The sequence below is a fragment of the Rhodoferax sp. LS1P39 genome (assembly GCF_056521425.1).
In genome coordinates, this window is sequence record NZ_JBWMAV010000010.1 from 102,098 (window position 1) to 128,203 (window position 26,106).

A 26,106-nucleotide genomic window follows, 5' to 3' on the forward strand; every position below is an offset into this window, starting at 1 on the left:
AACTGGTGCAAGTATAAGTCTTTCACCCGCTCTAGTCTGCTAAATTGCCCCGCATGCGCCCCACCCTCGCCGACCGCCTCCTAGCCCACACCGACCGCTTCCTGCGCGTCGCCCTGAGCCAGTACGTCACTAACGGCCTCAGCGTCACGCTGGGCCTGGTGGTCATCATGCTGCTGGTGTTCGAGTCCGCCGGGCTGGCGGGGGCATCGAGTGCGGCGCTGGGGGTGATGGTGACCAGCATGCCGGACGTGCCTGCGCCGCGGCGGCGCAAGTTCATGCAGATGCTGCCTGCGCCGCTGCTGGGCCTGCCGCTGTTCATGCTGGTCCAGCTGGTGCGGGCCGATGCCTTGCTGCTGGGGGTGGTGATTGTGGCGGGCACGTTTTTGGCGGTGATGGTAATGGCCTGGGGCAAGCGCGGCGGGCCGATCACGTTTGCGCTGCTGTTTTCCATGCTGTTCTCGATGGCGGCACCGCCGCCTGCTTCGCTGGAGATGATTGCCGAGCACGGCGGCTGGTTTGCGCTAGGGGCGGGGCTGTACCTGCTGTGGGGCGTGCTGACCACCCACTGGCTGAACAACCGCTTTCGCACCCAGTTGCTGGCCGAGTGCCTGCACAGCTTTGCGCAGATCTTGCGCACCCAGGCGCAGCGTTTTGCACCGCATGCCGACCCGCAAGCGCTGTTGGCCAAGATGCTGGAGCAGCAGGCCACCTTTGCCGACTATCTGCAAAGCACCCGCGACGTGGTGCTGGAGTCGCCCACCACCCCGGCGCGCACCCGGCTGGCGGCCATGCTGCTGGGCCTGCTGGAGGCGCGCGACCACCAACTGGCCTGCGACCTGGACCTGGACACGCTGTTGCAGCACCCCGGCAGCAGCGCCACCCTGCCCGCGCTGCAGCACGTGCTCAACACCACCGCCCAGCAGCTGGAGGTGCTGAGCCTGTCGCTGCTGCTGGGGCGCGGCATGCAGTCGATTGCGCCGATTGCCAACCTGCGCGCTGCCCTGGCCGGGGTGCTGCCCTTGCGGCACGAGGCCCAGCCCGTGCCCGAGCCACTGGCCGTGGGCACACCGGACCCCAGCGCGTTGCTGCACAACATGGCCGACCGCATTGGCCATATCAATGACGAGGCCGTGCACCTGGCCGCGCTGGCGCGGGGCGATGCCAGCCCGGAGCTGGCGGCGGTGCGCACGCAGTGGCAGCTGTTTGTGAGCCCCACGCGCTGGGCCTGGGCACCGCTGCTAGGCCAACTGGGCTGGCGCGCGCCCACCCTGCGTTATGCGCTGCGGGCCACGCTGGCGGTGGCGACGGGCTACGCCGTGTCGCTGCACCTGCCCTGGGTGTCGCACAACTACTGGATCTTGACCACCATCGTGGTGGTGATGCGCGGCAACCTGGCGCAGACGCTGCAACGGCGCGACGCGCGGGTGGCGGGCACGCTGCTGGGCTGTGTGCTGGTGATGGCGCTGCTGGCCACCCACCCCGGGGCGCGCACGCTGTTTTTGGTGATTGCGCTGAGCATGGGGCTGGCCCACGCGTTTGCGCTGCGCCGCTACCTCTTTACCTGCATTTTTGCCACGCTGGCCGGGCTGCTGCAGGCGCACCTGCTGCTGGTGGGCGTGGCCCCTACGTTTGCGATTTTTGAGCGGCTGGGCGACACGCTGCTGGGCGCGGCCCTGGCCTGGCTGTTCAGCTACGTGCTGCCCGCCTGGGAGCGCAGCCAGTTGCCCGGCCTGGTGCGGCGCAGCCTGCAGGCGCAGCTGCAGCACGCCAAGCTGGCGCTGGAGCTGGGCGAACCCGCGCAGGCATCCGACCTGCCCTGGCGGCTGGCCCGGCGCGAGGCCTACGACAGCCTGTCGGCCCTGACCCTGGCCACCCAGCGCAGCCTGGCCGAACCCGACGAGGTGCGCCCGCCGCTGGCCCCGCTGGAGGCGGTGCAGGCGCGCAGCTACCAGTTGCTGGCGCAGCTCACAGCCATCAAGTCGCTGCTGCTGTTGCGCCGCAGCCAGCTCGACATGGCCGTGGCCACCCCGGCGCTGCAAGCGGCGGCGCAGCAGATCGGCCTGGAGCTGGCCGCCGCGCCCCCCACAGAAGTGGCAGCCCCCACCTGGCAGGAAGTCGAGGTGCCATCCATCGCTGCCCAGCCCTTCCAGCCCCGGCCTGACCCCACGGCGGTGGACGACCTCACCCCCTGGCTACTGCGGCGGCTGACCCTGGCCACGTCGATGGCGCGCGAGCTGCAGCAAGCCGCCCGCCTGGCCCAGCAGCGCAAGGCTGCAGCTTGACGCTATTGAATTACTAGCTGCTTGCGCCCATTCCGTAAGCACGGGGTGCCGATTTTGTGCCGAAAATTCACCCCTTTAAAATCGGCCCTCCATTTCTCCACCGACTGCCAGCATTGACCACCGCGACCGATACCACCGACATCCCCGAAGACAGCCCCAAAATCCAGGAACCCCGCCTATGGACCGGCGACGGCTGGACGGCCCGGGTCATCAAGAACGAAGACGACGACGGCTGGGCGGTGGCGATGGTGAAAGACGGCGAGCCCGAGCCCGCGCTGGTGGGCCCCTGGACCATGGGCCGCGACAAGAAAAACCCCAAGCCGCTGGACGGCAACGCCTTTAGCACCCTGGTCAAAACCGCCAACGAGTTCGTGCGCCGCCACGAACAGCAACTGCACGCCACCCTGCACCAAAGCATCACCGTGACGGCAGAGGCAGGCCGCGTCACCGTCAACCTGGACATCGTGCCCGACGAAGACAACCCCTACGCCATGCTGAGCGCGCAAGACGACGGCGGCGAGACCCTGGCGGAAGTCAAGGTGGCAGCAGGCTTCAAGCTCAACCGCAGTACGGCGGTGGCGTGGGCAGATGGCGGGTTTGCAAAGCCCAAGTAAAAATACTAAATTGATAGCTGCTTGCGCTTATTGGATAAGCACAGGCGGCACTTTTCGCACCTAATTTCCGGCCTCAAGCCACCAACTCCCCCAGCAACTCCGGGTGGCGACTGACCAGCGTCAGCAGGCTGCGCGCGGCACCACTCGGCACTTTGCGCCCCTGCTCCCACTCTTGCAGCGTGCGTACCGACACGCCGGTGGCCTTGGCAAACGCCGCCTGCGACAGCCCCGATTGCGCGCGTGCGGCCAGCAGTTGCCATTGTGGCCCTACCAACACCTCTTGCTTCTGCACCACGCCATCTGAGGTCACCGTGCGGCGCACGCTGCCATCCGGTAGCGGCTCAAAGGTAGTGGTGCGGGCCGCCTTGCCTGCCTGCATTTCCTGCACCGCCTGCAGCAGCTCCGCGCCGATATCACGCCCGGCATCGCGGGCTTTTAGCTGTGCTTCAGTCATCATGGTCCAGCAACTCCTTCCATCTCAAATATACGCCTAAGGCGTATGTGGCAAAAGCCTTCGCGTCCTGTCTCTGTATGATCCAACGCTTTGTCTAAAGCATCCCCCCACACCATGTCCGCCGGAATGAACCCCGCCCAGCAAGAAGCTGTGAACTACCTGCACGGCCCCTGCCTGGTGCTGGCGGGGGCGGGGTCGGGCAAGACGCGGGTGATCACGCACAAGATCGGGCGGCTGATCGAATCCGGCATGCCGCCCAAGAGTATTGCGGCCATCACCTTTACCAACAAGGCGGCGATGGAAATGCGCGACCGGGCCAAGGCGCTGATCGGGCGCGATGCCAAGGACGTGGTGGTCAGCACCTTCCACGCCCTGGGCGTGCGCATGGTGCGCGAAGACGGCAAGCTGCTGGGGCTCAAACCCCAGTTCAGCATTCTGGATGCCGACGATGTGACCGGCATCTTGAAAGACGCAGGCGGCAGCGTGGATGTGGCCACGGCCCGCACCTGGCAGTGGACCATCAGCAAGTGGAAGAACATGGGGCTGAATGCCGAGCAGGCCGCCGCCCAGGCCGCAGACGACAGCGAAGCCATTACCGCCCGCGTAATGGCGCTGTACGAAGAGCGCCTCACCGCCTACCAGAGCGTGGACTTTGACGACCTGATCAGCCTGCCGCTGCGCCTGCTGCGCGACTTTGAAGAGGTGCGCAGCAAGTGGCAGCGCGTGCTCAACCACGTGCTGGTCGACGAATACCAGGACACCAATGCCACCCAGTACGAGGTGCTCAAGTACCTGGTGGGCGAGCGGGCGCACTTCACCGCCGTGGGCGACGACGACCAGTCCATCTACGGCTGGCGCGGGGCCACGCTGGACAATTTGAAGAAGCTGCCGATCGACTTTCCGCAGCTGAAAGTCATCACGCTGGAGCAAAACTACCGTTCCACCAGCGCCATCCTGCGCGCCGCCAACAATGTGATCGGCCCCAACCCCAAGCTCTACCCCAAAACCCTGTTCAGCGAGCTGGGCGAAGGCGAGCCGGTGCGGGTGGTGGATGCCGACAACGAAGAGCACGAGGCCGAGCGCGCCGTGGCCCGCATCCAGAGCCTGCGCGCGGGCACGGCGGCGGTGGTGCAGGGGCCGCAGTACCAGGAGTTTCGCCACTTCGCCATCCTGTACCGCGCCAACCACCAGGCCAAGCCCTTCGAGAAGGCGCTGCGCAAGGCGGCGATTCCGTACAAGGTATCCGGCGGCACCGGCTTTTTTGACCGGGCCGAAATCAAGGACCTGTGCGCCTGGTTCCGCCTGTGGATCAACAGCGACGACGACCCGGCGTTCTTGCGCTGCATCACCACGCCCAAGCGCGGCATTGGCCACCAGACGCTGGGCAAGCTGGGCGAATTTGCCACGCAGTACAAACTGAGCCTGTTCGAGTCGCTGTTCACCTCGTCCCTCGGCGCGCTGCTGCCCGCCAAGGCGCTGGACGGCCTGCACGAGTTTGGCCGCTACGTGACGGATCTGGAATACCAGGCCCGCCGCACCATCGGCGCAGAAGATTCGCTGGCCTTCATGCTGCAGTGGCTGAAAGACATCGATTACGAAAAGCATTTGTACGACGGGGAAGACAGCGAGAAAGTCGCCGCCGCCCGCTGGACCAATGTGCTGGAGTTTTGCGACTGGATGGCCGCCCGTGCCGGTGGCCAGACGGACGAAGATTCGGGCACCACCACCATGCGCGAGACCAAAAGCCTGCTCGAAGTGGCCCAGACCATCGCCCTGCTGTCCACCATCAACCAGCGCGAAAAGGATGCGGACGTGGTGACGCTCTCCACCCTGCACGCCTCCAAGGGGCTGGAGTGGCCGCACGTGATGCTGGCGGGTGTGACCGAAGGCATGCTGCCCTTCAAGCTGGACGACGACGAGGGCCGCCAACAGGTGGTGGCCGATGACATCACCCAGCGCCTGCAGGAAGAGCGCCGCCTGATGTACGTGGGCATTACCCGCGCCCAGCGCAGCCTGGCCGTGAGCTGGACCAAAAAGAAGAAAAAGGGCCGCGAAACCGTGGCCGCCCAGCCCAGCCGCTTCATCAAGGAGATGGGGCTGGACCAGGCCACCATCAAAGAAGACCCGCGCGAAAAGCTGCGTGCGCTGCGCGCCGAGTTCGCCCAGAAGTCACAAGCCAATGCCGCCGCCGCTCTGGCCGCGCAGAATCCATGAAATATAGATTTGCTCTGTTTTTAATAGCTGCTTGCGCCCTTTGTATGGGCGCTAGTGCCCAAAATGCCTCCAAGAATGCACCGGCTACCTGCCTGGCACCCGAAGCCCTGGGCGCCGTGCACCTGTACGGCCTGTGGCGCGCCGAGATCGACGGCGAACCGGGCGGTGCCAGCGTGCGCTTTCAAAAAGACCCCGAGCAAGACGACACCGTGGTGGGCAGCATCCAGCGCGATGGGGCCAAGACCAAACCGGCCCTGCTGGCGGGCGACGTACAGCACGGCGATTTTCAGTTGGAAGAATCCGACGACGGTGTGCGCATCAGCGCCACCTGGAGCGGCCAGGTCGTAGCGACCTCATGTGGCAAAGAAATCAAGGGACTATGGACCAACGCACTCACCGACCAAACCCGCCCCTTCGTGCTGCGCAAGCAAGGGGGCTGGGAATGAAGCCCATCGCCTTCTTGGTCGCAGCCCTGTGCGGTAGCGCGCAGGCGCAACTGGTCACGGCCACCGATACCGCCACGGCCATCGCCAAGGCCACCGCGTCGGCCCCCTGGCTGGCCTGCAGCCGCCTGACCACCGACAAGGTCGCCCGCCTGGCCTGTTTTGACGAGCTGGCGAAGCAGGAGACGGCCCCCGCCGCCCCGGCCCCGGCTGCACTGGCCACGGCGGCCGCCGCCCTGCCGGTGGTGCCACCCCAGCCGGTGGCCGTGGCGCTGGCCATCGCCGCCGACCAGGGCTGCAAAGACACGCGCTATTCGGAAACCTCGCGCTTCTGGGAGCTGGAAGAAGGCAGCGACTGCGGCACCTTTGGCATCCGCGGCTTTCACCCCATCAGCCTGTCGGTCACCACGCGCAACAAGGTCAACGGCCAGCCCAGCAGCCCCGCAGCCGACCACACCGCCACCACATCCACCGACTACAACCGCACCGAAAACCGCATCCAGGTGTCGGTGCGGACCAAGATCGCCCAGGGCCTGCTGACCCAGGGCAGCGGCCTGAAGGATTCGCTGTGGTTTGGCTACACCCAGCAGTCGTACTGGCAGCTGTTCAGCCCCGACCTGTCGCGCCCTTTCCGCAGCACCGACCACGAGCCCGAGGTCATCTACGTCTACCCCAGCACCTTGGCCCTGCCGCTGGACTGGAAGCTGCGCTACACCGGCGTGGGCCTGGTGCACCAGTCCAATGGCCAGAGCCTGCCGCTGTCGCGCAGCTGGAACCGCGTCTACCTAATGGCCGGGTTTGAAAAATCCGACCAGTGGCGGGTGCAGGCCCGCGTGTGGCAGCGCCTGCACGAGAGCAACGGCAGCGACGACAACCCCGGCATCAGCGACTACATCGGCCGGGGCGAGCTGACCGCAGGCTGGAACCTCAACAAAGACAACACCCTGGGCCTGACCGTGCGCCACGCCCTGCGCAAAGAAGGGCGCGGCTCGGTGCGGCTGGAGTGGCTGAAAGCCCTGGGCAGCGAGGGCGACCACAAGAACGCCTTGCGCCTGCACACCCAGCTGTTCAGCGGCTACGGCGACAGCCTGGTCGACTACAACGTGCGCCGCACGGTGCTCAGCGTGGGCCTGAGCCTGGTGGACTTTTAGGTTGAGGTACTCAGCAGCGCGGGCTTAATCTCGACCACCTTGCCCTCGGCGTAGCTGCCTGCGTCCAGAATCTCGAAGGCCCCGCCCAGCAGGCCCTCGATGTCCTGGCGCACCATCCACAGCGGAAAGCTCAGGTAGGCGGCAAACGGGTCCCAGTCGAAGCAGCCAAAGGTGCTGCGCGCCAGCTCGGCATCGGGCAGGGTTTTCAGGAAGCGCGTCACCCCCTCCAGCGCGATGGTCGAGTTGACGAACAGCGCCCGCGGCAGGCCGCCCAGGCGCTGGTACAGGGCGCGGGCGGCCGCTTCGGCCAGGTGCGCCTCGTAGCCGCAGGCCACGATTTGCGCGGGGTCGGTGGGGCCAAACTGGGCCGCCAGGGTGTCGGTGAAGCCGTCGATGCGACGGCGCGTGGCGTAGTCGCTGGCCACACCGCCTAAAAAATACAGCTTGTTGCGCCGCGCCGCGCGCTGCGGCTGCGAATGGGCCACCAGGCACGCGGTGAGCTGCTGCGCACCCCAGTAGTTGTCGCTGATGACCGAGCTGGCCAGGGTGCCGGGCAAGTCCACGTTGACATGCGCCACATCATGGCTGGCGCACAGGCGGCTCACGCCGTCGGGGTCGGTGGCACCCACCACCAGCAGCGACTCGATGCGGTAGGAGATCAGCGCGCTCACCGTCTGCACCTCCAGCGCCGGGTCGCGCAGGGTGCTGACCACGATGGGGTACAGGCCGCGGGCGCGCGCCAGCGTCTCAAACGTTTGCGCCATGCTGCTGAAAAAGCGGTTGTCATGCAGCGGAATCAGCATGCCGATCAGGCCGGATTTGCTGGTGCGCAGGCCGCTGGCCTGGCGGTTCAGGGTGTACTGCTGCTCGGCCGCCAGTTGCTGCACTTTCTCTACGGTTTTGGCGGCGATGCGGCGCTCTTTCCAGGTGCCATTGAGGATGGCGCTGACGGTGGAGGCCGACACATCGGCCAGCTTGGCCAGGTCGTAGATGGTGGATTTGCGGGTGGCCATGGGGCGGTGCAGAGACGCAGGGTTGGTTCGGGTTCAAGCATAACCGCCTGTTTCGCTCAACCACTCCTCAACCCGGCCAGAAACTATTTATCCGCTCTTAGGGTAAATGCCGGGTGCACAAATTTTGACAGTGCCTAAGATTGCACCATCGATTGTGCAACTCTATCTACCCAGAGGCTCCTCCATGACAAGCGCTTCCCCATCCACCCCCCCCGCCGCCATGCAAGCCGTGGTCTGCCACGGCCCCAAGGACTACCGGCTGGAGTCCATCCCCACCCCCACCGCAGGCCCGCACGAACTGGTGATCCAGATTGCAGCCTGCGGCATCTGCGCCAGCGACTGCAAATGCCATTCGGGCGCGGCCATGTTCTGGGGCGGCAACGGCCAGCCCTCGTGGGTCAAGCCGCCGGTGGTGGCCGGGCATGAATTCTTTGGCTATGTGGTGGAAGCCGGGCCGGGCGCCGAAGCCCACTTTGGCGTGTCCATCGGCGACCGCGTGATTGCCGAGCAGATCGTGCCCTGCGGCAAGTGCCGCTACTGCACCTCGGGCAAGTACCACATGTGCGAAGTGCACAACATCTTTGGCTTTCAGCGCATCGTGGCCGACGGCGGCATGGCCGACTTCATGCGCCTGCCCGCCACGGCGCGGGTGCACAAGATTCCCGACGGCATTTCGCTGAATGACGCGGCCATGATCGAGCCCATGGCCTGCGCCATCCACACCGTGAACCGCGGCGACATCCAGCTCGACGACGTGGTGGTGATTGCCGGTGCCGGGCCGCTGGGCCTGGGCATGGTGCAGGTGGCCAAGCTCAAAACCCCCAAGAAGCTGGTGGTGATCGACCTGGTGCCCGAGCGGCTGGCGCTGGCGCTGGCCTTTGGGGCCGACGTGGTGATCAACCCCGCCACCCAGAACGCCAAGGAAATCATCCACAGCCTCACCGAAGGCTACGGCTGCGACGTGTACATCGAAACCACCGGCGCGCCCGCAGGCGTGACCCAGGGGCTGGATGTGATCCGCAAGCTGGGCCGGTTTGTGGAGTTCAGCGTGTTTGGCAAAGAGACCAGCGCCGACTGGTCCATCATCGGCGACCGCAAGGAGCTGGATGTGCGCGGTGCCCACCTGGGCCCGTACTGCTACCCCGTGGCCATCGACCTGATGGCGCGCGGCCTGCTCACCTCGCGCGGCATCGTCACCCACAGCTTTGCGCTCAGCGACTGGGAGGCCGCGTTTGCGCTGGCCAACTCGCTGGACTCGATCAAAGTGCTGCTGCAACCCGGCAAGGTGTGAGCATGGCGCACCCAGAGCAGTTCGTCATCGGTGTCGATGTAGGCACCCAAAGCACCAAGGCCGCGCTGGTGCGCGCCGATGGCCGCATCGTCGCCACGCACAGCCAGGGCTACCAGGTCGAAACCCCGGCGCCGCTGTGGGCGCAGCAGTGGCCCAGCGTGTGGATGGATGCAGTGGTTGTATGCATAAAAGGGGTGCTAGCCCAAGTAGATAGGGCACAGACTGCTATCAAAAGCATATGCATCAGCAGCCTGTACGGCGGCTCGGGCATCCCGGTGGATGCAGATGGCAAAGCCCTCTACCCCTGCCTGATCTGGATGGACCGCCGCGCCCAGGCGCAGGTGGATTGGGTGCGCAGTAATGTCGATCTGGAACGCCTGTTCGACATCACCGGCAATGGCGTGGACAGCTACTACGGCTACACCAAGATGCTTTGGCTGCGCGATAACGAACCGGCGGTGTGGGCCAACACCGCGCAGTTCTTGCCGCCCAACAGCTTCATCAACGCCGCCCTCACCGGGCAGGTGGCGGTGGACCACAGCTCTGCCGGCAACATCGGCGGCGTGTACGACCTGGCAAAGCGTTGCTGGTCCGAGGAGGCCCTGGCCATGCTGGGCATTCCGCGCCGCATGATGCCGGACCGCTTGATTGCCTCCAGCGACGTGGTCGGCCCGCTGCTGCCCGCTTGGGCGGAAGAGCTTGGTTTACCGGTGGGATTGCCGGTGGTGGCCGGGGGCGTGGATGCCGCCGTGGCCACCCTGGCCGCTGGGGCGACGCAGACCGGCAACCACGTCGGCATGATCGGCACCAGCATGGCCTGGGGCACCATCCGCCAGCAGGTGGACGCGCGCCACGGCCTGATCAGCATGCCGCATGTGTTCAACGGCATGGAAGACCTGTACGTGTTTGGCGGCGCCATCACCGCCGGGGCCAGCGTGAGCTGGTTCCGCGAGAACTTCTGCCAGGCCGAGATTGCCGCAGGGCGCGCCCAGGGCGTGGACCCGCATGCGCTGCTGGAGGCCGCCGCCAGCGGCCTGCCCAGCGGCTCGGATGCGCTGCTGTTTCTGCCCTACCTGATGGGCGAGCGCAGCCCCCTGTGGGATGCAAAGGCCAGCGGTGCCTTCATCGGCCTGGGCCTGCACCACAGCCGCGCCCACCTGTACCGTGCGGTGCTGGAAGGCATTGCCTACGCGCTGCACCACAACATCGAAACCGGTACGCTGGACGGCCACCCGCTGGACGATGCCATCACCATCGTCGGCGGCGCCAGCCAGTCGGATCTGTGGATGCAGATCATTGCCGACGTGACCGGCCGCCCGGTATTCACCATCGCCGAAGAAGTCGAAGCCTCGCTGGGGGCCGCGCAACTGGCCGCCTATGGTGTGGGCCTGATTGATGCCGCCACGGTGCGCAAGGGCTGGGTGCAGCTCACCCCCCGCGCCCAGCCGCAGGAACCGGCCCGCAGCACCTATGCCGCACTGTTCAAGCTGTATGTGGCGCTGTACCCCACGCTCAAACCGGTGATGCACCAGTTGCGCCAGATCAGTGTGGATTCCGCTTCTGCTGTGCACTAGAGCTCAATCGATTGTGCGACTACCCAACTATGGAAGGAATGACCTGCCCATGCCCTGAACACCCCAGCCCCGCCTTTGAGAAGACCAATTACATAAACCGGAGATAGACATGAAGATTCGTACCCTGACCCGCCTTGCATCCCTGACCGCCCTCGTCCTGGGCAGCACCGCGCTGTATGCCCAGACCATCGCCCCCGCCAAGATCGCGTTCCTGATGCCCGACCAGTCGTCCACCCGCTACGAAGAGCACGACAGCCCCGGCTTCAAGGCCGAAATGAAGAAGCTCTGCGCCGCCTGCGAAGTGCTCTACCAAAACGCCGACGGCGACGCATCGCGCCAGCAGCAACAGTTCAACGCCATGATCTCGCAGGGCGTAAAAGCCATCGTGCTGGACCCGGTGGATTCCACCGCTGCCGCCTCGCTGGTCAAGCAGGCCCAGGCCAAGGGCATCAAGGTGGTGGCCTATGACCGCCCCATTCCCGCAGCCAAGGCCGACTACTACGTGTCGTTCAACAACGAAGGCATCGGCAAAGCCATTGCCGACTCGCTGGTGGCGCGCCTCAAGGCCGCAGGCGTGAAGCCGGGCGAAGGCGGTGTGCTGCAGGTCAACGGCTCGCCCACCGATGCGGCAGCAGGCCTGATCAAGAAGGGTATCCACGCCGGGCTGGACAACAGCGGCTACAAAATCTTGGCCGAATACGACACACCCGACTGGGTGCCCGCCAAGGCCCAGCAGTGGGTGAGCGGCCAGATTGCGCGCTTCGGCAAGCAGATCGTGGGCGTGGTGGCCGCCAATGACGGCACCGGCGGTGGCGCAATTGCCGCCTTCAAGGCCGCAGGCGTGAACCCCGTGCCGCCGGTGTCGGGCAACGACGCGACCATCGCTGCGCTGCAACTCATCATTGCCGGTGACCAGTACAACACCATCTCCAAGCCCAGCGAAATCGTGGCGGCTGCGGCTGCGCAAGTCGTGGTGAAGCTGCTGGCGGGCGAAACCCCCAAGGCTGAGATGATGCTGTACGACACCCCTTCGCAGCTGTTCACCCCCGCTGTGGTGGTGGCTGGCAACCTGAAGGCAGAAATCATCGACAAGATGGTCAGCGGCAAGCCGATCCAGACCGCTGCCGTGCTGTGCGTAGATCGCTACGCCGACGGCTGCAAGAAGCTTGGCATCACCAAGTAAGCCACCATGACCGCTCAACCAATGCAACATTCCACGCCAGCACGCGAGCTGGTTCTGAGCCTGCGTGGCATCACCAAGCGCTTCGGTGCCGTGGCCGCGCTGACCGATATCGACCTTGACGTGCATGCGGGCGAGGTGGTTGCCTTGGTGGGCGACAACGGTGCCGGCAAGTCCACCCTGGTCAAGATCTTGTCCGGGGTGCACCAGCCGACCTCCGGCACCATGGCCTTTTGCGGCCAGCAGGTCACGCTGGCCGACCCCGGTGCCTCGCTGGCACTGGGCATTGCCACCGTGTTCCAGGACCTCGCACTGTGCGAGAACCTGGACGTGGTGGCCAATATCTTTCTGGGCAAAGAGCTCAGCCCCTTCCACCTGAACGAGGTGGACATGGAGGTCAAGGCCTGGCAGCTGCTCAACGAGCTGTCGGCCCGCATCCCCAGCGTGCGCATTCCGGTGGCATCGCTGTCGGGCGGCCAGCGCCAGACGGTGGCCATCGCCCGCTCGCTGTTGCTCTCGCCCAAGCTGATCTTGCTTGACGAGCCCACCGCCGCCCTGGGTGTGGCCCAGACCGCCGAGGTGCTGGACCTGATTGAGCGGGTGCGCGACAAGGGCCTGGGCGTGGTGATGATCAGCCACAACATGGAAGACGTGCGCGCCGTGGCCGACCGCATCGTGGTGCTGCGCCTGGGCAAAAACAACGGCGTGTTCCTGCCCGATGCATCCAACCACGAACTGGTGGGTGCAATCACCGGGGCCGCCGACAACTCTGTTTCGCGCCGCTCCACGCGCCGTGAATCTTTACAAACCCACACCGCATAAGGCACCACCATGTCTACCCAAACCGTGGCGAAAGCCCCACCGCTGCTGGACCGCAGCGACGAACGTTACCAGGTCGAAACCGGCGTGGGCGGCGCTATCCGCACCTTTATCGACAAGGTCAAGGCGGGCGACCTGGGCTCGCTGCCCGTGATCGTCGGCCTGGCCGTTATCTGGACGGTGTTCCAGAGCATTAACCCGATTTTTCTGTCCAGCACCAACCTGATCAACATGCTGTTCGACGCGTCCACCATCGGGGTGATCTCGCTGGGGATCATCTGCATTCTGATGGTCGGTGAAATCGACCTGTCGGTCGGCTCGGTCAGCGGCTTTGCCTCGGCCATCGTCGGCGTGCTGTGGGTCAACCACGGCTGGCCGGTGGGCTGGGCGGTGGCCGCCGCGGTGGCCACGGGCGCGGTGATCGGCCTGGTCTACGCGCAGCTGTTCAACCGCTTTGGCATGCCCAGCTTTGTGTCCACGCTGGCCGGTTTGCTGGCCATTCTGGGAGCCCAGCTGTATGTGCTGGGCGGCACCGGCTCCATCAATCTGCCCTACGACTCGCCGCTGGTGAACCTGGGCCAGTCGCTGTTCATGCCCGCCTGGGTGGCCTACGGCGTGGTGGCGATGGCCGGGCTGGTGATGTTGGTGGCGGGTATGAAAACCGCTGCCCGCCGCCGCGCTGCCGGTCTGTCCGCCGAATCCATGGGCCGCCTGGTGCTGCGCACTGCCGTACTCACCGTGGTGCTGGAGCTGATTGCGCTTTACTTCTACCAGGACCGGGGCCTTCCGTGGATGTTTGGCATCTTCATCGCCCTGGTGGTGGGGCTGGACTACGCACTCACCCGCACCCAGTGGGGCCGCATGGTCCACGCCGTGGGCGGCAACCGCGAGGCGGCCCGCCGCGCCGGTATCAAGGTGCGCAGCATCTACGCCAGCGTGTTCGTACTGTGCGCCTCGCTGGCCGCGCTGGGTGGCGTGATGGCCTCGGCCCGCCTGGCATCGGCCAGCCAGCAGGCCGGTACCGGCGATGTGAACCTGAACGCGATTGCCGCTGCCGTTATTGGCGGCACCAGCCTGTTTGGCGGGCGCGGCAGTGCGTACTCGGCGCTGCTGGGCATCATCGTGATCCAGTCGATCTCCAGCGGGCTGACGCTGCTGGACTTGTCGTCGTCGCTGCGCTACATGATTACCGGTGCGGTGCTGGCGATTGCGGTGATCGTGGACTCACTCGCCCGCCAATCCCGCGTGTCGCACGGACGGGCTTAACTAGGTACACCCCCAGGCTGCAGTGCTGCGCATCTTTCGCCAACCCCCTTGCAGGGGGCAACAGCAGCAGTCTGGCAAAGCCAGCCCTGCGCTGTTCACGAAGGGGCAACGCTTGCGCTTGCCTTGGGGCAGGCAGGGGGAGTTACTGCCAATCTTCATCATCCCCGCCCGCCACCACCTTGCGTACGGCATCGCCCGAGAAGCCACGGGCCAGCAGAAAGCGCTGCTGCTTGGCCCGGGCGGCGGCATCCAGCGGCGGGCTGCCGAACTTCTTGCGCCAGACCTCGCGGGCGCGGGCCAGCTCGGTGTCTTGCAGGCTGGCCAACGCGTCCAGCACCATGCCAGGGTCCAGGCCCTTGGTTTGCAGCTCTTGCCGGATACGCGCAGTGCCCAGCTTGGCAGACCGGCGGTACAGCACCGAATCCACCACCCGCTGCTCGTTGATGAAGCCCTTGGCCTGGAGTTCGTCCAGCGCCTGGGCCAAGGTGCCGGGCACTTCCTCGAACGGTGTCAGCTTGCGCTCCAGCTCAGCGCGCGAGTGTTCGCGGCCACTGAGCAGGCGCAGGGCCCGGCCCTTGAGGCTGATGGGTACCAGACCCTTGGACGGTGCGAAAACCATTTACTACAGTTTTAATAGCTGCTCGTGCTGATGGGATCAGCACGGGGGCATGATTAGGCTTCTACCTTGACCTTCTTGCCTTCTTTGGCGGGCTCGGTTGCCACCGGCACCAGCGGGATGCCCAGCGACTCGCGCACCTTGTTTTCGATCTCGATAGACAGGCCGGGGTTCTCGCGCAGAAACTCACGCGCGTTGTCGCGGCCCTGGCCGATTTTTTCGCCCTGGTAGGCGTACCAGGCACCCGACTTTTCGATGACCTTGGCCTCTACGCCCATGTCGATGATCTCGCCCTGGCGACTGATGCCCTCACCAAACAGAATGTCGAACTCGGCCGTCTTGAACGGGGGGGCCACCTTGTTCTTCACCACCTTGACCTTGGTCTCGTTGCCGATGGAGTCGTCGCCCTTTTTGATGGTGCCGGTGCGGCGGATGTCCAGGCGCACCGAGGCGTAGAACTTCAGCGCGTTGCCGCCGGTGGTGGTTTCGGGCGAGCCGAACATCACGCCGATCTTCATGCGGATCTGGTTGATGAAGATGACCATGCAGTTGGCCTTCTTGATGTGGGCGGTGAGCTTGCGCAGCGCCTGGCTCATCAAACGGGCTTGCAGGCCGGGCAGGCTGTCGCCCATTTCGCCTTCGAGCTCGGCCTTGGGCGTGAGCGCCGCCACCGAGTCCACCACGATCAGATCGACCGCGCCCGAGCGCACCAGCGAATCGACGATTTCCAGGGCTTGCTCGCCGGTGTCGGGCTGGCTGATCAGCATTTCTTGCAGGTTCACACCCAGGTTCTGGGCGTACTGGGTGTCGAGCGCGTGCTCGGCATCCACAAAGGCGCAGGTGCCGCCCAGCTTTTGCATTTCAGCGATGACCTGCAGGGTCAGCGTGGTCTTGCCGCTGGACTCGGGGCCGTAGATCTCGATCACGCGGCCACGGGGCAGGCCGCCCACGCCCAGCGCAATATCCAGGCCCAGCGAGCCGGTAGACACCACCTGGATGTCCTCAATGACTTCGCCCTCGCCCAGCCGCATGATGGTGCCCTTGCCGAACTGCTTTTCGATCTGCGCCAGCGCAGCTTGCAGGGCCTTGGCTTTTTCGGCCAGGGCGGCGGGGGTGGGGGCGGCGGGAGGGGCTTTGGCGACGGCGTTCATGCTGCGGGTCTTTCAAAAAATAGGTGGCTGGGTTGCCTGCGGTTAACTACAGGCTGGATGCTTGAACAGTAGTTTACGGCGACCCGATAGTTCTGCAATAGATTTTTTAGTCAGTTTGGCTTACCATTTGATAATGTTAGAAATCACTGCTGAACAAGGTTGGCGCGAAACCCATCTGGGCCGCTTGATGGCCGCCGCGCTGCGCCGCTTCGATGCCCGCGTGCTGGAACTGATGGCCCGCAACGTGGACGTGCCGCTGGCCCTGGGCAACCTGGCAGCGCGGGCGCAGGTGGGTGCGGCGCACATCCATATCACCCGGCATTTGCCGCTGCAGGGCGCGCGGCTCACCGAGCTGGCGGCCCAGGCAGGCATGAGCAAGCAGGCCATGGGCGACCTGGTGGACCAGTGCGCCGCCTGGGGCATGGTGGCCCGTGCCCCCGACCCGCTGGATGCACGCGCCCGCCGGGTGGTGTTTACGGCCACCGGGTTGGCCTGGCTCAAGGCCTTCCAGGACGCGGTGGCCCAGGCCGAAGACGAGTTCCACCAGGCCGTCGGCCCGGAGGTGGCCACCGTCGTCGCACTCGGTCTGGAAGCCTACGCGACATAATTGCGCAAAAAACCAGGAGACAAGCATGCGTATCTTGATTGCAGAAGACGACCAGGTCTTAGCCGACGGCCTGCTGCGCGGCCTGCGCGCCTCGGGGGCGGCGGTAGACCACGTGGCCAGCGGCACCGAGGCCGATGCCGCACTGTTGACCAACCGCGAATTCGACCTGCTGATCCTCGACCTGGGCCTGCCCAAAATGCACGGCCTGGAGGTCTTGAAGCGCCTGCGTGCCCGCGGCTCGTCGCTGCCGGTGCTTATTTTGACGGCAGCCGACAGCGTGGAAGAGCGCGTCAAAGGCCTGGACTTTGGGGCCGACGACTACATGGCCAAGCCGTTCTCCCTGCAAGAGCTGGAAGCCCGGGTGCGCGCCCTGGCGCGGCGCGGCGCGGGCGCGGCCAGCAGCAGCATCCAGCATGGCCCCCTGCTGTACGACCACGCCGGGCGCATGGCCAGCATCGACGGCAAGACCTTGGAGCTGTCGGCTCGCGAGCTGGGCCTGCTGGAGGTGCTGCTGCAACGCGTGGGGCGGCTGGTGAGTAAGGAGCAGCTGATCGAGCGCCTGTGCGAATGGGGCGAAGAGGTCAGCGTCAACGCCATCGAGGTCTACATCTACCGCCTGCGCAAAAAAATCGAAAAAGGCCCGATCCGCATTGCCACGGTGCGCGGGCTGGGGTATTGCCTGGAAAAAATTGCGCCTTAACGCAGGCCAGTGGACAGCAACTCGTTTAGTTTTTATAATCGGCACCATGACATCGATAAACAAAGCATTGATCCTCTAGACACCTTCCGATTTTTCGGAAGGCGCTGTGCCTTGCCGGAACGAACTCCCCACCCCGGCAAAGATGTTTGACCGGGTTTTTTTGTTTTTGACGACCTGAAAGTTCTTATGCGTACCTACGACAAGCTGATCGCCACGATTCATCCCCACCAGTGGATGGTGGGCTTGCGCTCGTCCATTGGTGCGGCGTCTACTGCGCAAGACAAAAGCCCCTAGCTTCGGGAATTTTTTAGCGGTCCGCCTCGGACCCTGAGAACCCTGGTTGGCGGCACGCCACCAGGGTTTTTGTCTTTAAGGAACATCGTATGACTACGAACACATTGGCGCGAAAACTTCGCAACATCGGCATCATCGCCCACGTCGACGCGGGCAAGACCACGGTCAGTGAACGCATTTTGTTCACCACCGGCGAGATCCACCGCACCGGTGAAGTGCACGACGGCAACACCACCATGGACTACGACCCGCAGGAGCGGGCACGCGGCATCACCATCAACAGCGCCGCAACAACAGTGGCCTGGCGCGGCCACCAGATCAACCTGATCGACACGCCCGGCCACATCGACTTCAACATCGAGGTGAGCCGTTCGCTGCGCGTGCTGGACGGCGCGGTGGTGGTGTTTGACGGCGTGGCCGGGGTCGAGCCGCAAACCGAAACCAACTGGCGCCTGGCCGACGGCTACGGCGTGCCGCGCATTGCGCTGGTCAACAAGCTGGACCGCACCGGGGCCGACTTTGCCCGCGTGGTGGCCATGATCGCCGAGCGCCTGGCCGTCAAACCGCTGGTGCTGCAACTGCCTATCGGCCAGGAGGCCGGGTTTGCGGGCGTTATCGATCTGCTCAGCATGCAGGCCCTGTACTGGCCGCCCAACGACAGGGGCCAGCCCACGCTGACGCGCGCCGCCGTGCCCGTCGAGCTGCAAGCCGCCGCCGAAGCCGCCCGCCGCAACCTGGTGGAGCTGGCCGTGGAGCAAGACGACGCGGCCCTCACCGCCTACCTGGACGGCCAGACCGTGCCGGAGGACGTGCTGCGCGCCTGCATCCGCAAAGGCACGCTGGCAGGCGCCTTCGTGCCCGTGCTGGCCGGGGCCGCGCTGAAGAACAAAGGCATCGAGCCCCTGCTCGACGCAGTGGTGGACTACCTGCCCGCCCCCGAAGACCGCCCGCTGGCGCTACCGCCGGGCGACGGCTTTGCCGCGCTGGTCTTCAAGGTGGTGCACGACGAGCACGGCGCACTGAGCTATCTGCGCGTCTACCGCGGTGAAGCCCATGCGGGCACGCCGGTGCTGAACACCCACACCGGCCAGCGCGAGCGCCTGTCGCGGGTGGTGCAGATGCACGCCGACCGCCGCGAAGAACTCGCGCTGGCCCAGGCGGGCGACATCGTGGCCGTGGCCGGCCTGAAGCACAGCAAGACCGGCCACACGCTGAGCGACCCGGCCCAGCCCGTGGTGCTGGAGGAAATCCACGCGCCCGAGCCGGTGCTGGCCATGGCGGTGGAGCCGCATTCGCGCGACGACCAGGACAGCTTCTCGCGCGGCCTGCACACCCTGGTGGACGAAGACCCCAGCCTGCGCCTGGGCCAGGACAGCGACACCGGCCAGACCTTGCTGTCCGGCGTGGGCGAGCTGCAGCTGGAAGTGACGCTGGAAAAGCTGCGCAGCCGCTTCGGCGTAACCGTGCGCACCGGGCCGCCGCAAGTGGCCCTGCGCGAAACCATTGCCCATGCGGCCCACGTGCGCTATCTGCACAAAAAGCAGAGCGGCGGCCCCGGCCAGTACGCCGAGGTGGTGCTGCGCGTGGAACCTTTGGAACGCGGCGCGGGCCTGCAGTTTGAGAGCGCCATCACCGGCGGGGCGATTCCGAAGGAATTCATCCCCAGCGTGGAGCAAGGCGTGCGCCGTGCCGCCCTGGCGGGGGTGCTGGCGGGCCACCCGGTGACGGATGTGCGGGTGGTGCTGGAAGACGGCAGCTTCCACGAGAAGGACTCGTCCACGCTGGCCTTCGAGGTTGCGGGTCTGCAGGCGTTCATGCAAGCCCAGCGCGAGGCGGGGCCGATGCTGCTGGAGCCGGTGATGGCGGTGGAAGTGACCACGCCCATGGACCACGTGGGCGATGTCATCGGCGACCTGAACCGCCGCCGTGGCCAGGTGCGCCACCAGGACCAGCGCGGCAACGCCGCCGTGGTGCAGGCCATGGTGCCGCTGCAAACGCTGTTCGGCTACATCGGCAGCCTGCGCGCCCTCACCGCAGGCCGCGCCAGCTACACCATGCAGCTGGACCACTACGCGGTGGCACCGCGGCAAGGCTGAATGCCGACCTGAAAGGGCGAGTCCATGGGCTCGCCCTTTTTTATGCATTAAATCAGTGCCTACCGCTTATGGAATGGGCACAAGCAGCTATAAGAAATGCAGCAAAAGCCTCAAGAACGCACCACACCTTTTTTCAGCAGGATGTTGCCGTACAGCCGGGTGTCGCCAGTTGCCACCACGGCAAAGGCCTGGGCGGCGCGGGTGTAGAAGGCGAAGCGCTCCAGCGAGGTGGGTGGCTTCTCGCCGTGGCGCACCAGGGTGGCGGCAAAGTCCTGCACCGCCGGTGGCACGGCGCTGGCGTCGCCCACTACCTGCATGGTGCAGGCGGCATCGGGCACAAAGTCGTCCAGCGGCAGCACCGACAGCACGGCATCCAGCACGCGGGTGGCATCCACGCCGGGCAGGTTCACCAGGCGTTTGGCGTTGGTGGTGGCGGGGAAGTTGGCATCGACCAGCGCGATTTCGTCGCCATGGCCCATGGAGGCCAGCACGTGCAGCAGGTCGGCGCTGAGCAAAGGGGAAAGATTTTTGAGCATGGGAAGGGCCGGTGGGAACAGAGAGGCGATGTTAGAGCCTGCAATGCCCTTTAAAGCCCCGTGGAAGTGCGGGTAAACCAGCGATCTTTAGATGCACAAAGTTACATTCACCTACATTCAGCGGGAGTATCGTTACAAGCCAAAACAACAAAGAGGAGCCCCCCATGATGCATGCACATTCCCACAGCCAGCAGAGTCCCCAGCCCCTGTCCCAGGCCTTGCTGGGCGACAGGGTGATGTTGGCGGCGATTGCACTCAGTGCCATCGCCGCAGTCGTTTTGGGGTTCCAGTTTGTCGATGCCGCACTGGCCATCGGCGCATCGCTGCTGTTGCTGGTGGTGGCCGCGCTGGCCTATGCCATGGCCAAGGGCAGCATGGCCGCGCGGCTGGTGCTGGCCTTTGTGCAGGTGTCGCTGGTGGCGCTGCACATCCAGCTGGCGCACGGCATGATCGAGCTGCACTTTGGCGTGTTTGTCACGCTGGCACTGCTGCTGGTGTACCTGGACTGGCGGCCCATCGTCTTTGCGGCAGCGCTGTTTGCGGTGCACCACGTGGTGTTTGACCGGCTGCAGGCCGCGGGCCTGGGCTTTTACTGCACCACTGCACCTGACTTTTTGCGCATCCTGCTGCACGCCACCTACGTGGTGATCCAGACCGCGCTGGAGGTGGTGCTGGCGATTGGCATGGGCCGCACCGCCCGCCAGGGCGAAGAGCTGGTGGCGCTGGTGGGCAGCGTGGACCGGGCCGACGGCATTGCGCTGGGTGTGGGCCACATGGCCATGCGCAGCCCGGTATCGCAGGCGCTGCAAGCCGCGCTGGCGCGGATGGACGGGGCGGTATCCACGGTGCGCAGTGCCACCTCGGGCATTGAAAGCGCCTGCAGCGAAATCGCCACCGGCAACCAGGACCTGAGCGTGCGCACCGAACAGACCGCCAGCAACCTGCAGCGCACCGCCAGCAGCATGGAGACGCTGACCAGCACGGTGAAACAGTCGGCCGATGCCGCCCACCAGGCCAACCAGTTGGCCGCCTCTGCCGCTGCCGTGGCCGCCCGGGGCGGAGCGGTGGTGAGCGAGGTGGTGACCACCATGGACGACATCAACCACAGCTCGAAAAAGATTGCCGACATCATCGGCGTGATCGACGGCATTGCCTTCCAGACCAACATCCTGGCGCTGAATGCCGCCGTCGAGGCCGCCCGCGCGGGCGAGCAAGGCCGCGGCTTTGCGGTGGTGGCCAGCGAGGTGCGCAGTCTGGCCGGGCGCAGCGCCGAGGCGGCCAAGGAGATCAAGGCGCTGATCAGCGCCTCGGTGGAAAAGGTCGATTCCGGCTCGCGGCTGGTGAACCACGCGGGCAGCACCATGACCGAAATCGTCCACTCGGTGAAGCGGGTCAGCGACATCATCGGCGAGATCACTGCCGCCTCCAGCGAGCAATCCGACGGCATCTCCGAGGTCAACCAGGCCATCGGCCAGCTCGACCAGATGACCCAGCAAAACGCCGCGCTGGTGGAGCAATCTGCCGCAGCTGCCGCCAGCCTGCGCGACCAGGCGCAGAAACTGGTGGACGCGGTGGAGGTATTCCGAACGGCGTAAGCTGTGGGCTTTGCATTGCAGGAAGCCCCCATGAACGCCCGTGTCCCCGCCACCGTACTCGATCCGCAACAAGTGCTGACCCACGCCACCCAGGCCTGGGACGGCGACATCGTCCGCCAGCTCAGCGATTACATTGCCATCCCGGCCAAATCCCCCGCCTACGACGCGGCCTGGTCCGAGCACGGCTACATCGACACGGTGATGCGCAACGCGGCGGCCTGGGTCGAGGCGCAAAAGGTCGAAGGCTTGACGCTGGAAGTGATCCGCCTGGAAGGCCGCACCCCGGTGCTGTACTTTGAGGTGCCCGCCAGCCAGACCGCCTGCACCGACACCGTGCTGATGTACGGCCACCTGGACAAGCAGCCCGAATTCACCGGCTGGCGCAACGACCTCGGCCCCTGGACCCCCAAGTACGAGGACGGCAAGCTCTATGGCCGCGGCGGTGCCGACGACGGCTACGCCGTGTACGCCAGCATCACTGCCGTGCAGGCACTCAAGGCGCAAAAAGTGCCGCACCCGCGCATCGTCGGCCTGATCGAAACCTGCGAAGAAAGCGGCTCCTACGACCTGCTGCCCTACGTGGATGCCATGCGCGACCAACTGGGCGAGGTGGCGCTGGTAGTCTGCATGGATTCCGGCGCGGGCAACTACGACCAGCTGTGGCTGACCAACAGCCTGCGCGGCCTGGCCAATGGCGTGCTCAAGGTAGAGGTGCTGACCGAAGGCGTGCACTCCGGCGACGCCAGCGGCCTGGTGCCGTCGAGCTTTCGCATCATGCGCCAGGTGCTGGACCGGCTGGAAGACAGCGCCACCGGCCGCCTGCTGCCCGCCAGCTTCCACTGCGAAGTACCGGCAGACCGCCTGCTGCAGGCCCGCGCCACGGCGGCCATCCTGGGCGACGAAATCTACAAGCGCTTCCCCTGGGCGCACTACGACTGCGGCGGTGCCAGCACCCTGTGCCTGCCCACCACCACCGAGCCGGTGCAGGCCCTGCTGAACCGCACCTGGGCCCCCACGCTCAGCGTCACCGGGGCCGAAGGCCTGCCCGAGCTGAAGAACGCCGGGGCCGTGCTGCGCCCCTACACCGCCTTCAAGCTGTCGCTGCGCCTGCCACCGCTGGTAGATGCATCGGTGGCCGTGCAAGAACTCAAAACCCTGCTGGAAGACAACGCCCCCTACCAGGCCCGTGTGACCTTCCAGCCCGACGGTGCCGCCACCGGCTGGAATGCACCGAGCACCGCGCCGTGGTTCGAAACCGCGCTGCACGCCGCGTCGCAGGCCCAGTTCGGCGCGCCCTGCGGCTACATCGGCCAGGGCGGCACGATTCCGCTGATGAACATGCTGTCCCAGGGCTTCCCGAAAGCGCAGATGATGGTCTGTGGCGTGCTCGGCCCCAAGAGCAACGCCCACGGCCCGAACGAGTTCTTGCACGTGCCCTACGCCAAGAAGCTCACCGCCGCGGTGGCGCAGGTGATTGCCAGCTTCCCGCTGCACAACGCATAGACGTAAAAAAGGCCACTTTCATGTACGAAAAGTGGCCTTAGCGCTTATTGAATAAGCGCAAGCAGCTATTATTTCTGCAGCAAACCGCCCAGCATGCCAAACAGGTCATTGCTGTTACCCAGGCCGCCTTGGGGTGCCTGGCCGTTCGGGGTGAGGTGGTCTACCAGGCCTGGCAGCACCTGGGCCAGTTGACCGGCGGCTTCACCGGGGTTCAGGCCCAGTTGGGCGGCGATACCGGCCAGCGCGTCGGAGCCCAGCACGTTGCCCAGCTGGTCGCCCGAGATCGGCTGGTTCTGGCCGGTGCCGACCCAGGAACCCAGCACATCGCCCATGCCCGCCTGGCCAAACTTCTCGGCCAAACCGCCCAGGCCACCCTGCGCGCCGTTGTTGCTCAGCATGCTGGTCACCACCTGGATAAGCTGCGGGTTGCTGGCCAGCATGCCGATGATGCCGCCCAAACCACCACCCAAGCCGCCGAGGCCGCCCTGGGGTTGCTGCTGTTGGCCGTTGTTCAAAACCGCGCCGAGAACCGAGTCGAGTAAGCCCATGGTGTTTCCTTGGTAAGTGGAGATAAAAATACGTTGCCGCCGCCCGCAACGCTGGGAACAACCCGCAGGTTGACCGCACATTGTCTACTATCTAAATGTCAAACCAGATGCGTGACAATTCGCACACTCTGACAAGCTCCTCCATGCACACCCTTCCCCCTTGGCAAGCCAACGGCCTGCTGCTCCTGGCCGCCCTGATCTGGGGCTCCGCCTTTGTCCCCCAGGCCTGGGGCGCAGTGGATGTGGCCCCGTTTCTGTTCACCGGCCTGCGTTTTGCGCTGGGTTGCCTGGTGGTGGCACCGCTGGCCTGGTGGGAATGGCGACAGCGCAGCGTGGTGCAAAAGGCTGCGGGGGCGGGCCATTTGCTGCCGGTGGCGGGGCTGGGTTTTCTGATTTTTGCGGGTGTGGTGATGCAGCAGATCGGCATTGGCCAGACCAGCGTGACCAACGCCGGGGTGCTGACCGCGCTGTACGTGCCGCTCACCCCGCTGCTGGCCTGGGTGCTGCTGCGCCAGCGGCCCGCATGGCGGGTGTGGCCTGCGGCGCTGGCCTGTGTGGTGGGCACCTGGCTGCTGGCCGGAGGCGGCGGCCTGGCGATTGCGCGGGGCGACTGGTGGATCATCGGCAGCAGCCTGTTCTGGGCCTTGCACGTGCTGCTGGTGGGCCGGGTGTCGCGCCACAGCAGCGGGCCGTTTGTGCTGTCGCTGGTGCAGTTTGCGGTGTGCGCAGCGGCCAGCCTGTCGGTAGCCGCCGTGGCCGAGCCCTGGGTGCTGGACAAACTGGTGAAGTCGGCCCCCAGCATTGCCTACACGGGTTTTGTCTCGGTAGGCCTGGGCTATACGCTGCAGGTGCTGGGCCAGCGCCATGCCAACGCCAGCCATGCGGCCATCATCTTGTCGAGTGAGACGCTGTTTGCCGCCCTGTTTGGCGCTTGGCTGATGGGCGACCGGCTGAACGCCGCCGGGCTGGTCGGCTGCGGCCTAATCCTGGCCAGCATGGTGCTGGTCCAGATCAGGCCCAAACCTCTTTAGTGGATCACCTGGGCCAGCAGGCCGTCGGCGTAGTGGCCGGCCACCACTAGCAGGGTGTGGCCCTTGATGCCCGCAGCCTGGCCTTCGCAGCCAAACTCCAAAAAGCGCTGTTTGCACAGCTTCTTGGCGGCTTCGCGGGCGGGTTTGAGGTAGTCGCGGGGGTCGAACTTATCGGGGTTTTCAAAGAAGAACTTGCGGATCGCGCCGGTCATGGCCAGGCGCACATCGGTGTCGATGTTGATCTTGCGCACGCCGTGCTTGATGGCTTCCTGGATTTCCTCGACCGGCACGCCGTAGGTTTCCTTCATGTCACCGCCGTACTGGCGGATGATGGCCAGCAGCTCTTGCGGCACGCTGGAGCTGCCGTGCAGTACCAGGTGGGTGCTGGGGATGCGCTGGTGGATTTCCTTGATGCGCTGGATGGCCAGGATGTCGCTGGTGGGCTTGCGGGTGAACTTGTACGCGCCGTGGCTGGTGCCGATGGCGATGGCCAACGCATCGATCTGGGTACGCTGCACGAATTCGGCGGCCTGCTCGGGGTCGGTCAGCATCTGCGCCATGGTCATGACATCGTCGGTGCCGTGGCCGTCTTCCTTGTCGCCCTGCATGGTCTCCAGCGAACCCAGGCAGCCGAGCTCGCCCTCTACCGTCACGCCGACGCGGTGCGCCAACTCGACCACTTTGCGCGTCACATCGACGTTGTAGTCAAAGCTGGCAATGGTTTTGCCGTCGGACTGCAAGGAGCCGTCCATCATCACCGAACTGAAGCCCAGGTTGATCGCGCCCTGGCAGATTTCGGGGCTTTGGCCGTGGTCCTGGTGCATCACCAGCGGAATGTGCGGCCAGGTCTCAATCGCGGCCTGGATCAGGTGCTTGATAAATGGCTCGCCCGCGTACTTGCGCGCACCGGCGCTGGCCTGCAAGATCACCGGCGCACCCACCTCGTCGGCGGCTTGCATGACGGCCTGGACTTGCTCCAGGTTGTTGACGTTGAAGGCCGGAATGCCATAGCCGTTGACGGCGGCATGGTCCAGCAGTTCGCGCATAGAGACGAGTGCCATGGTGGGAGGTCCAGAGAGTTGAAAAGAAGGAGCCGGGCAGTTTGGTAACCGCTTGGTAACTATGCCA

The 26,106-nt window shown here is 65.4% G+C and carries 23 protein-coding genes; 16 read left to right on the plus strand and 7 right to left on the minus strand.

The annotated features are described in order from the left end of the window. The first annotated feature begins 53 nt into the window (after nt 1–53). Both AC097O_RS16260 and AC097O_RS16265 read left to right on the plus strand, forming a co-directional pair. Complete coding sequence (locus AC097O_RS16260; protein WP_479593957.1) at nt 54–2,282, plus strand: FUSC family protein; 2,229 nt, start codon at nt 54–56, stop codon at nt 2,280–2,282. 113 nt (nt 2,283–2,395) lie between these two features. Then, nucleotides 2,396–2,896: a hypothetical protein gene (locus tag AC097O_RS16265; protein ID WP_479593958.1), complete on the plus strand. Its 501-nt coding sequence runs from the start codon at nt 2,396–2,398 to the stop codon at nt 2,894–2,896. Nucleotides 2,897–2,969: 73 nt separating this feature from the next. Here AC097O_RS16265 and AC097O_RS16270 read toward each other — a convergent pair whose 3' ends face one another. Next, nucleotides 2,970–3,353, minus strand: a complete 384-nt coding sequence (locus AC097O_RS16270; protein ID WP_479593959.1) for a helix-turn-helix domain-containing protein — start codon at nt 3,351–3,353, stop codon at nt 2,970–2,972. 111 nt (nt 3,354–3,464) lie between these two features. On the opposite strand from AC097O_RS16270, the gene AC097O_RS16275 reads away from it, so the two are divergent. From AC097O_RS16275 to AC097O_RS16285, 3 genes are read left to right on the plus strand one after another with little or no spacing between them, the layout of a single operon-like run. Continuing rightward, complete coding sequence (locus AC097O_RS16275; protein ID WP_479593960.1) at nt 3,465–5,564, plus strand: ATP-dependent helicase; 2,100 nt, start codon at nt 3,465–3,467, stop codon at nt 5,562–5,564. Between the two features lie 44 nt (nt 5,565–5,608). Beyond that, nucleotides 5,609–6,010: a hypothetical protein gene (locus AC097O_RS16280; protein WP_479593961.1), complete on the plus strand. Its 402-nt coding sequence runs from the start codon at nt 5,609–5,611 to the stop codon at nt 6,008–6,010. Beyond that, on the plus strand, nt 6,007–7,158 hold the full coding sequence (locus tag AC097O_RS16285; RefSeq protein ID WP_479593962.1) for a phospholipase A: 1,152 nt from the start codon (nt 6,007–6,009) through the stop codon (nt 7,156–7,158). Before AC097O_RS16280 ends, AC097O_RS16285 begins: the two co-directional genes overlap by 4 nt. Here AC097O_RS16285 and AC097O_RS16290 read toward each other — a convergent pair. Then, nucleotides 7,155–8,171 carry a LacI family DNA-binding transcriptional regulator gene (locus AC097O_RS16290; protein ID WP_479593963.1) on the minus strand — a complete coding sequence of 339 codons (1,017 nt, stop codon included), beginning with the start codon at nt 8,169–8,171 and terminating at the stop codon, nt 7,155–7,157. The genes AC097O_RS16285 and AC097O_RS16290 overlap by 4 nt on opposite strands. Nucleotides 8,172–8,355: 184 nt before the next feature. On the opposite strand from AC097O_RS16290, the gene AC097O_RS16295 reads away from it, so the two are divergent. The 5 genes from AC097O_RS16295 (at nt 8,356) to AC097O_RS16315 (ending at nt 14,301) form a co-directional block, all read left to right on the plus strand. Continuing rightward, complete coding sequence (locus tag AC097O_RS16295; RefSeq protein WP_479593964.1) at nt 8,356–9,462, plus strand: alcohol dehydrogenase catalytic domain-containing protein; 1,107 nt, start codon at nt 8,356–8,358, stop codon at nt 9,460–9,462. Between the two features lie 2 nt (nt 9,463–9,464). Continuing rightward, entirely contained in the window at nt 9,465–11,036 is a 1,572-nt protein-coding gene (locus AC097O_RS16300) for an FGGY-family carbohydrate kinase (RefSeq protein ID WP_479593965.1), read from the plus strand. A 109-nt stretch (nt 11,037–11,145) separates the two neighbouring features. Next, nucleotides 11,146–12,219, plus strand: coding sequence for an ABC transporter substrate-binding protein (locus AC097O_RS16305; RefSeq protein ID WP_479593966.1), 1,074 nt, complete (start codon nt 11,146–11,148; stop codon nt 12,217–12,219). A 6-nt stretch (nt 12,220–12,225) separates the two neighbouring features. Beyond that, a complete protein-coding gene (locus AC097O_RS16310) occupies nt 12,226–13,038 on the plus strand; it encodes an ATP-binding cassette domain-containing protein (RefSeq protein WP_479593967.1) in 813 nt (270 codons plus the stop codon). Nucleotides 13,039–13,047: 9 nt separating this feature from the next. Then, nucleotides 13,048–14,301 (plus strand): sugar ABC transporter permease, encoded by a 1,254-nt coding sequence (locus AC097O_RS16315; protein ID WP_479593968.1) that lies wholly within the window; start codon nt 13,048–13,050, stop codon nt 14,299–14,301. 142 nt (nt 14,302–14,443) lie between these two features. On the opposite strand, the gene recX is transcribed toward AC097O_RS16315, so the two are convergent. Then, nucleotides 14,444–14,920 carry a recombination regulator RecX gene (gene recX, locus AC097O_RS16320; RefSeq protein ID WP_479593969.1) on the minus strand — a complete coding sequence of 159 codons (477 nt, stop codon included), beginning with the start codon at nt 14,918–14,920 and terminating at the stop codon, nt 14,444–14,446. Nucleotides 14,921–14,973: 53 nt separating this feature from the next. Further along, on the minus strand, nt 14,974–16,068 hold the full coding sequence (recA, locus tag AC097O_RS16325) for a recombinase RecA (RefSeq protein ID WP_479593970.1): 1,095 nt from the start codon (nt 16,066–16,068) through the stop codon (nt 14,974–14,976). 133 nt (nt 16,069–16,201) lie between these two features. Between recA and AC097O_RS16330 the strand changes: the two genes are divergently transcribed. The 3 genes from AC097O_RS16330 (at nt 16,202) to fusA (ending at nt 19,765) form a co-directional block, all read left to right on the plus strand. Next, a complete protein-coding gene (locus AC097O_RS16330; protein WP_479593971.1) occupies nt 16,202–16,675 on the plus strand; it encodes a MarR family winged helix-turn-helix transcriptional regulator in 474 nt (157 codons plus the stop codon). Between the two features lie 25 nt (nt 16,676–16,700). Beyond that, complete coding sequence (locus AC097O_RS16335; RefSeq protein ID WP_479593972.1) at nt 16,701–17,375, plus strand: response regulator transcription factor; 675 nt, start codon at nt 16,701–16,703, stop codon at nt 17,373–17,375. A gap of 383 nt (nt 17,376–17,758) precedes the next feature. Then, nucleotides 17,759–19,765 (plus strand): elongation factor G, encoded by a 2,007-nt coding sequence (gene fusA / locus AC097O_RS16340; protein WP_479593973.1) that lies wholly within the window; start codon nt 17,759–17,761, stop codon nt 19,763–19,765. A 110-nt stretch (nt 19,766–19,875) separates the two neighbouring features. On the opposite strand, the gene AC097O_RS16345 is transcribed toward fusA, so the two are convergent. Next, nucleotides 19,876–20,301, minus strand: a complete 426-nt coding sequence (locus AC097O_RS16345) for an RbsD/FucU family protein (protein ID WP_479593974.1) — start codon at nt 20,299–20,301, stop codon at nt 19,876–19,878. 164 nt (nt 20,302–20,465) lie between these two features. Here AC097O_RS16345 and AC097O_RS16350 point away from each other — a divergent pair, with 164 nt between their 5' ends. Together AC097O_RS16350 and AC097O_RS16355 are read left to right on the plus strand one after the other, a co-directional pair. Continuing rightward, nucleotides 20,466–21,896, plus strand: a complete 1,431-nt coding sequence (locus tag AC097O_RS16350) for a methyl-accepting chemotaxis protein (protein ID WP_479593975.1) — start codon at nt 20,466–20,468, stop codon at nt 21,894–21,896. A gap of 30 nt (nt 21,897–21,926) precedes the next feature. After that, nucleotides 21,927–23,399, plus strand: coding sequence for a M20 family metallopeptidase (locus AC097O_RS16355; RefSeq protein ID WP_479593976.1), 1,473 nt, complete (start codon nt 21,927–21,929; stop codon nt 23,397–23,399). A 68-nt stretch (nt 23,400–23,467) separates the two neighbouring features. Here the strand turns inward: AC097O_RS16355 and AC097O_RS16360 are convergent, their stop codons facing one another. Then, nucleotides 23,468–23,947 (minus strand): YidB family protein, encoded by a 480-nt coding sequence (locus AC097O_RS16360; RefSeq protein WP_479593977.1) that lies wholly within the window; start codon nt 23,945–23,947, stop codon nt 23,468–23,470. A gap of 143 nt (nt 23,948–24,090) precedes the next feature. Here AC097O_RS16360 and AC097O_RS16365 point away from each other — a divergent pair, with 143 nt between their 5' ends. Beyond that, the gene (locus AC097O_RS16365; protein ID WP_479593978.1) at nt 24,091–24,978 is read left to right on the plus strand and encodes a DMT family transporter; all 888 of its coding nucleotides are present in this window, start codon (nt 24,091–24,093) and stop codon (nt 24,976–24,978) included. On the opposite strand, the gene fba is transcribed toward AC097O_RS16365, so the two are convergent. Beyond that, on the minus strand, nt 24,975–26,039 hold the full coding sequence (gene fba, locus AC097O_RS16370; protein WP_479593979.1) for a class II fructose-bisphosphate aldolase: 1,065 nt from the start codon (nt 26,037–26,039) through the stop codon (nt 24,975–24,977). The two genes, AC097O_RS16365 and fba, sit on opposite strands and share 4 nt — an antisense overlap. Between the last annotated feature and the right edge of the window lie 67 nt (nt 26,040–26,106).

What these genes read in the sequence shown, in the direction of transcription:
- recX (WP_479593969.1), bottom strand. Translation starts at nt 14,920, where the DNA reads ATGGTTTTCGCACCGTCCAAGGGTCTGGTACCCATCAGCCTCAAGGGC.
- fba (WP_479593979.1), bottom strand. Translation starts at nt 26,039, where the DNA reads ATGGCACTCGTCTCTATGCGCGAACTGCTGGACCATGCCGCCGTCAAC.
- AC097O_RS16315 (WP_479593968.1), top strand. Translation starts at nt 13,048, where the DNA reads ATGTCTACCCAAACCGTGGCGAAAGCCCCACCGCTGCTGGACCGCAGC.
- recA (WP_479593970.1), bottom strand. Translation starts at nt 16,068, where the DNA reads ATGAACGCCGTCGCCAAAGCCCCTCCCGCCGCCCCCACCCCCGCCGCC.
- AC097O_RS16260 (WP_479593957.1), top strand. Translation starts at nt 54, where the DNA reads ATGCGCCCCACCCTCGCCGACCGCCTCCTAGCCCACACCGACCGCTTC.
- AC097O_RS16350 (WP_479593975.1), top strand. Translation starts at nt 20,466, where the DNA reads ATGATGCATGCACATTCCCACAGCCAGCAGAGTCCCCAGCCCCTGTCC.
- AC097O_RS16290 (WP_479593963.1), bottom strand. Translation starts at nt 8,171, where the DNA reads ATGGCCACCCGCAAATCCACCATCTACGACCTGGCCAAGCTGGCCGAT.
- AC097O_RS16300 (WP_479593965.1), top strand. Translation starts at nt 9,465, where the DNA reads ATGGCGCACCCAGAGCAGTTCGTCATCGGTGTCGATGTAGGCACCCAA.
- AC097O_RS16335 (WP_479593972.1), top strand. Translation starts at nt 16,701, where the DNA reads ATGCGTATCTTGATTGCAGAAGACGACCAGGTCTTAGCCGACGGCCTG.
- AC097O_RS16270 (WP_479593959.1), bottom strand. Translation starts at nt 3,353, where the DNA reads ATGATGACTGAAGCACAGCTAAAAGCCCGCGATGCCGGGCGTGATATC.
- AC097O_RS16295 (WP_479593964.1), top strand. Translation starts at nt 8,356, where the DNA reads ATGACAAGCGCTTCCCCATCCACCCCCCCCGCCGCCATGCAAGCCGTG.
- AC097O_RS16360 (WP_479593977.1), bottom strand. Translation starts at nt 23,947, where the DNA reads ATGGGCTTACTCGACTCGGTTCTCGGCGCGGTTTTGAACAACGGCCAA.
- AC097O_RS16280 (WP_479593961.1), top strand. Translation starts at nt 5,609, where the DNA reads ATGGGCGCTAGTGCCCAAAATGCCTCCAAGAATGCACCGGCTACCTGC.
- AC097O_RS16345 (WP_479593974.1), bottom strand. Translation starts at nt 20,301, where the DNA reads ATGCTCAAAAATCTTTCCCCTTTGCTCAGCGCCGACCTGCTGCACGTG.
- AC097O_RS16285 (WP_479593962.1), top strand. Translation starts at nt 6,007, where the DNA reads ATGAAGCCCATCGCCTTCTTGGTCGCAGCCCTGTGCGGTAGCGCGCAG.
- AC097O_RS16355 (WP_479593976.1), top strand. Translation starts at nt 21,927, where the DNA reads ATGAACGCCCGTGTCCCCGCCACCGTACTCGATCCGCAACAAGTGCTG.
- AC097O_RS16330 (WP_479593971.1), top strand. Translation starts at nt 16,202, where the DNA reads ATGTTAGAAATCACTGCTGAACAAGGTTGGCGCGAAACCCATCTGGGC.
- fusA (WP_479593973.1), top strand. Translation starts at nt 17,759, where the DNA reads ATGACTACGAACACATTGGCGCGAAAACTTCGCAACATCGGCATCATC.
- AC097O_RS16365 (WP_479593978.1), top strand. Translation starts at nt 24,091, where the DNA reads ATGCACACCCTTCCCCCTTGGCAAGCCAACGGCCTGCTGCTCCTGGCC.
- AC097O_RS16305 (WP_479593966.1), top strand. Translation starts at nt 11,146, where the DNA reads ATGAAGATTCGTACCCTGACCCGCCTTGCATCCCTGACCGCCCTCGTC.
- AC097O_RS16310 (WP_479593967.1), top strand. Translation starts at nt 12,226, where the DNA reads ATGACCGCTCAACCAATGCAACATTCCACGCCAGCACGCGAGCTGGTT.
- AC097O_RS16275 (WP_479593960.1), top strand. Translation starts at nt 3,465, where the DNA reads ATGTCCGCCGGAATGAACCCCGCCCAGCAAGAAGCTGTGAACTACCTG.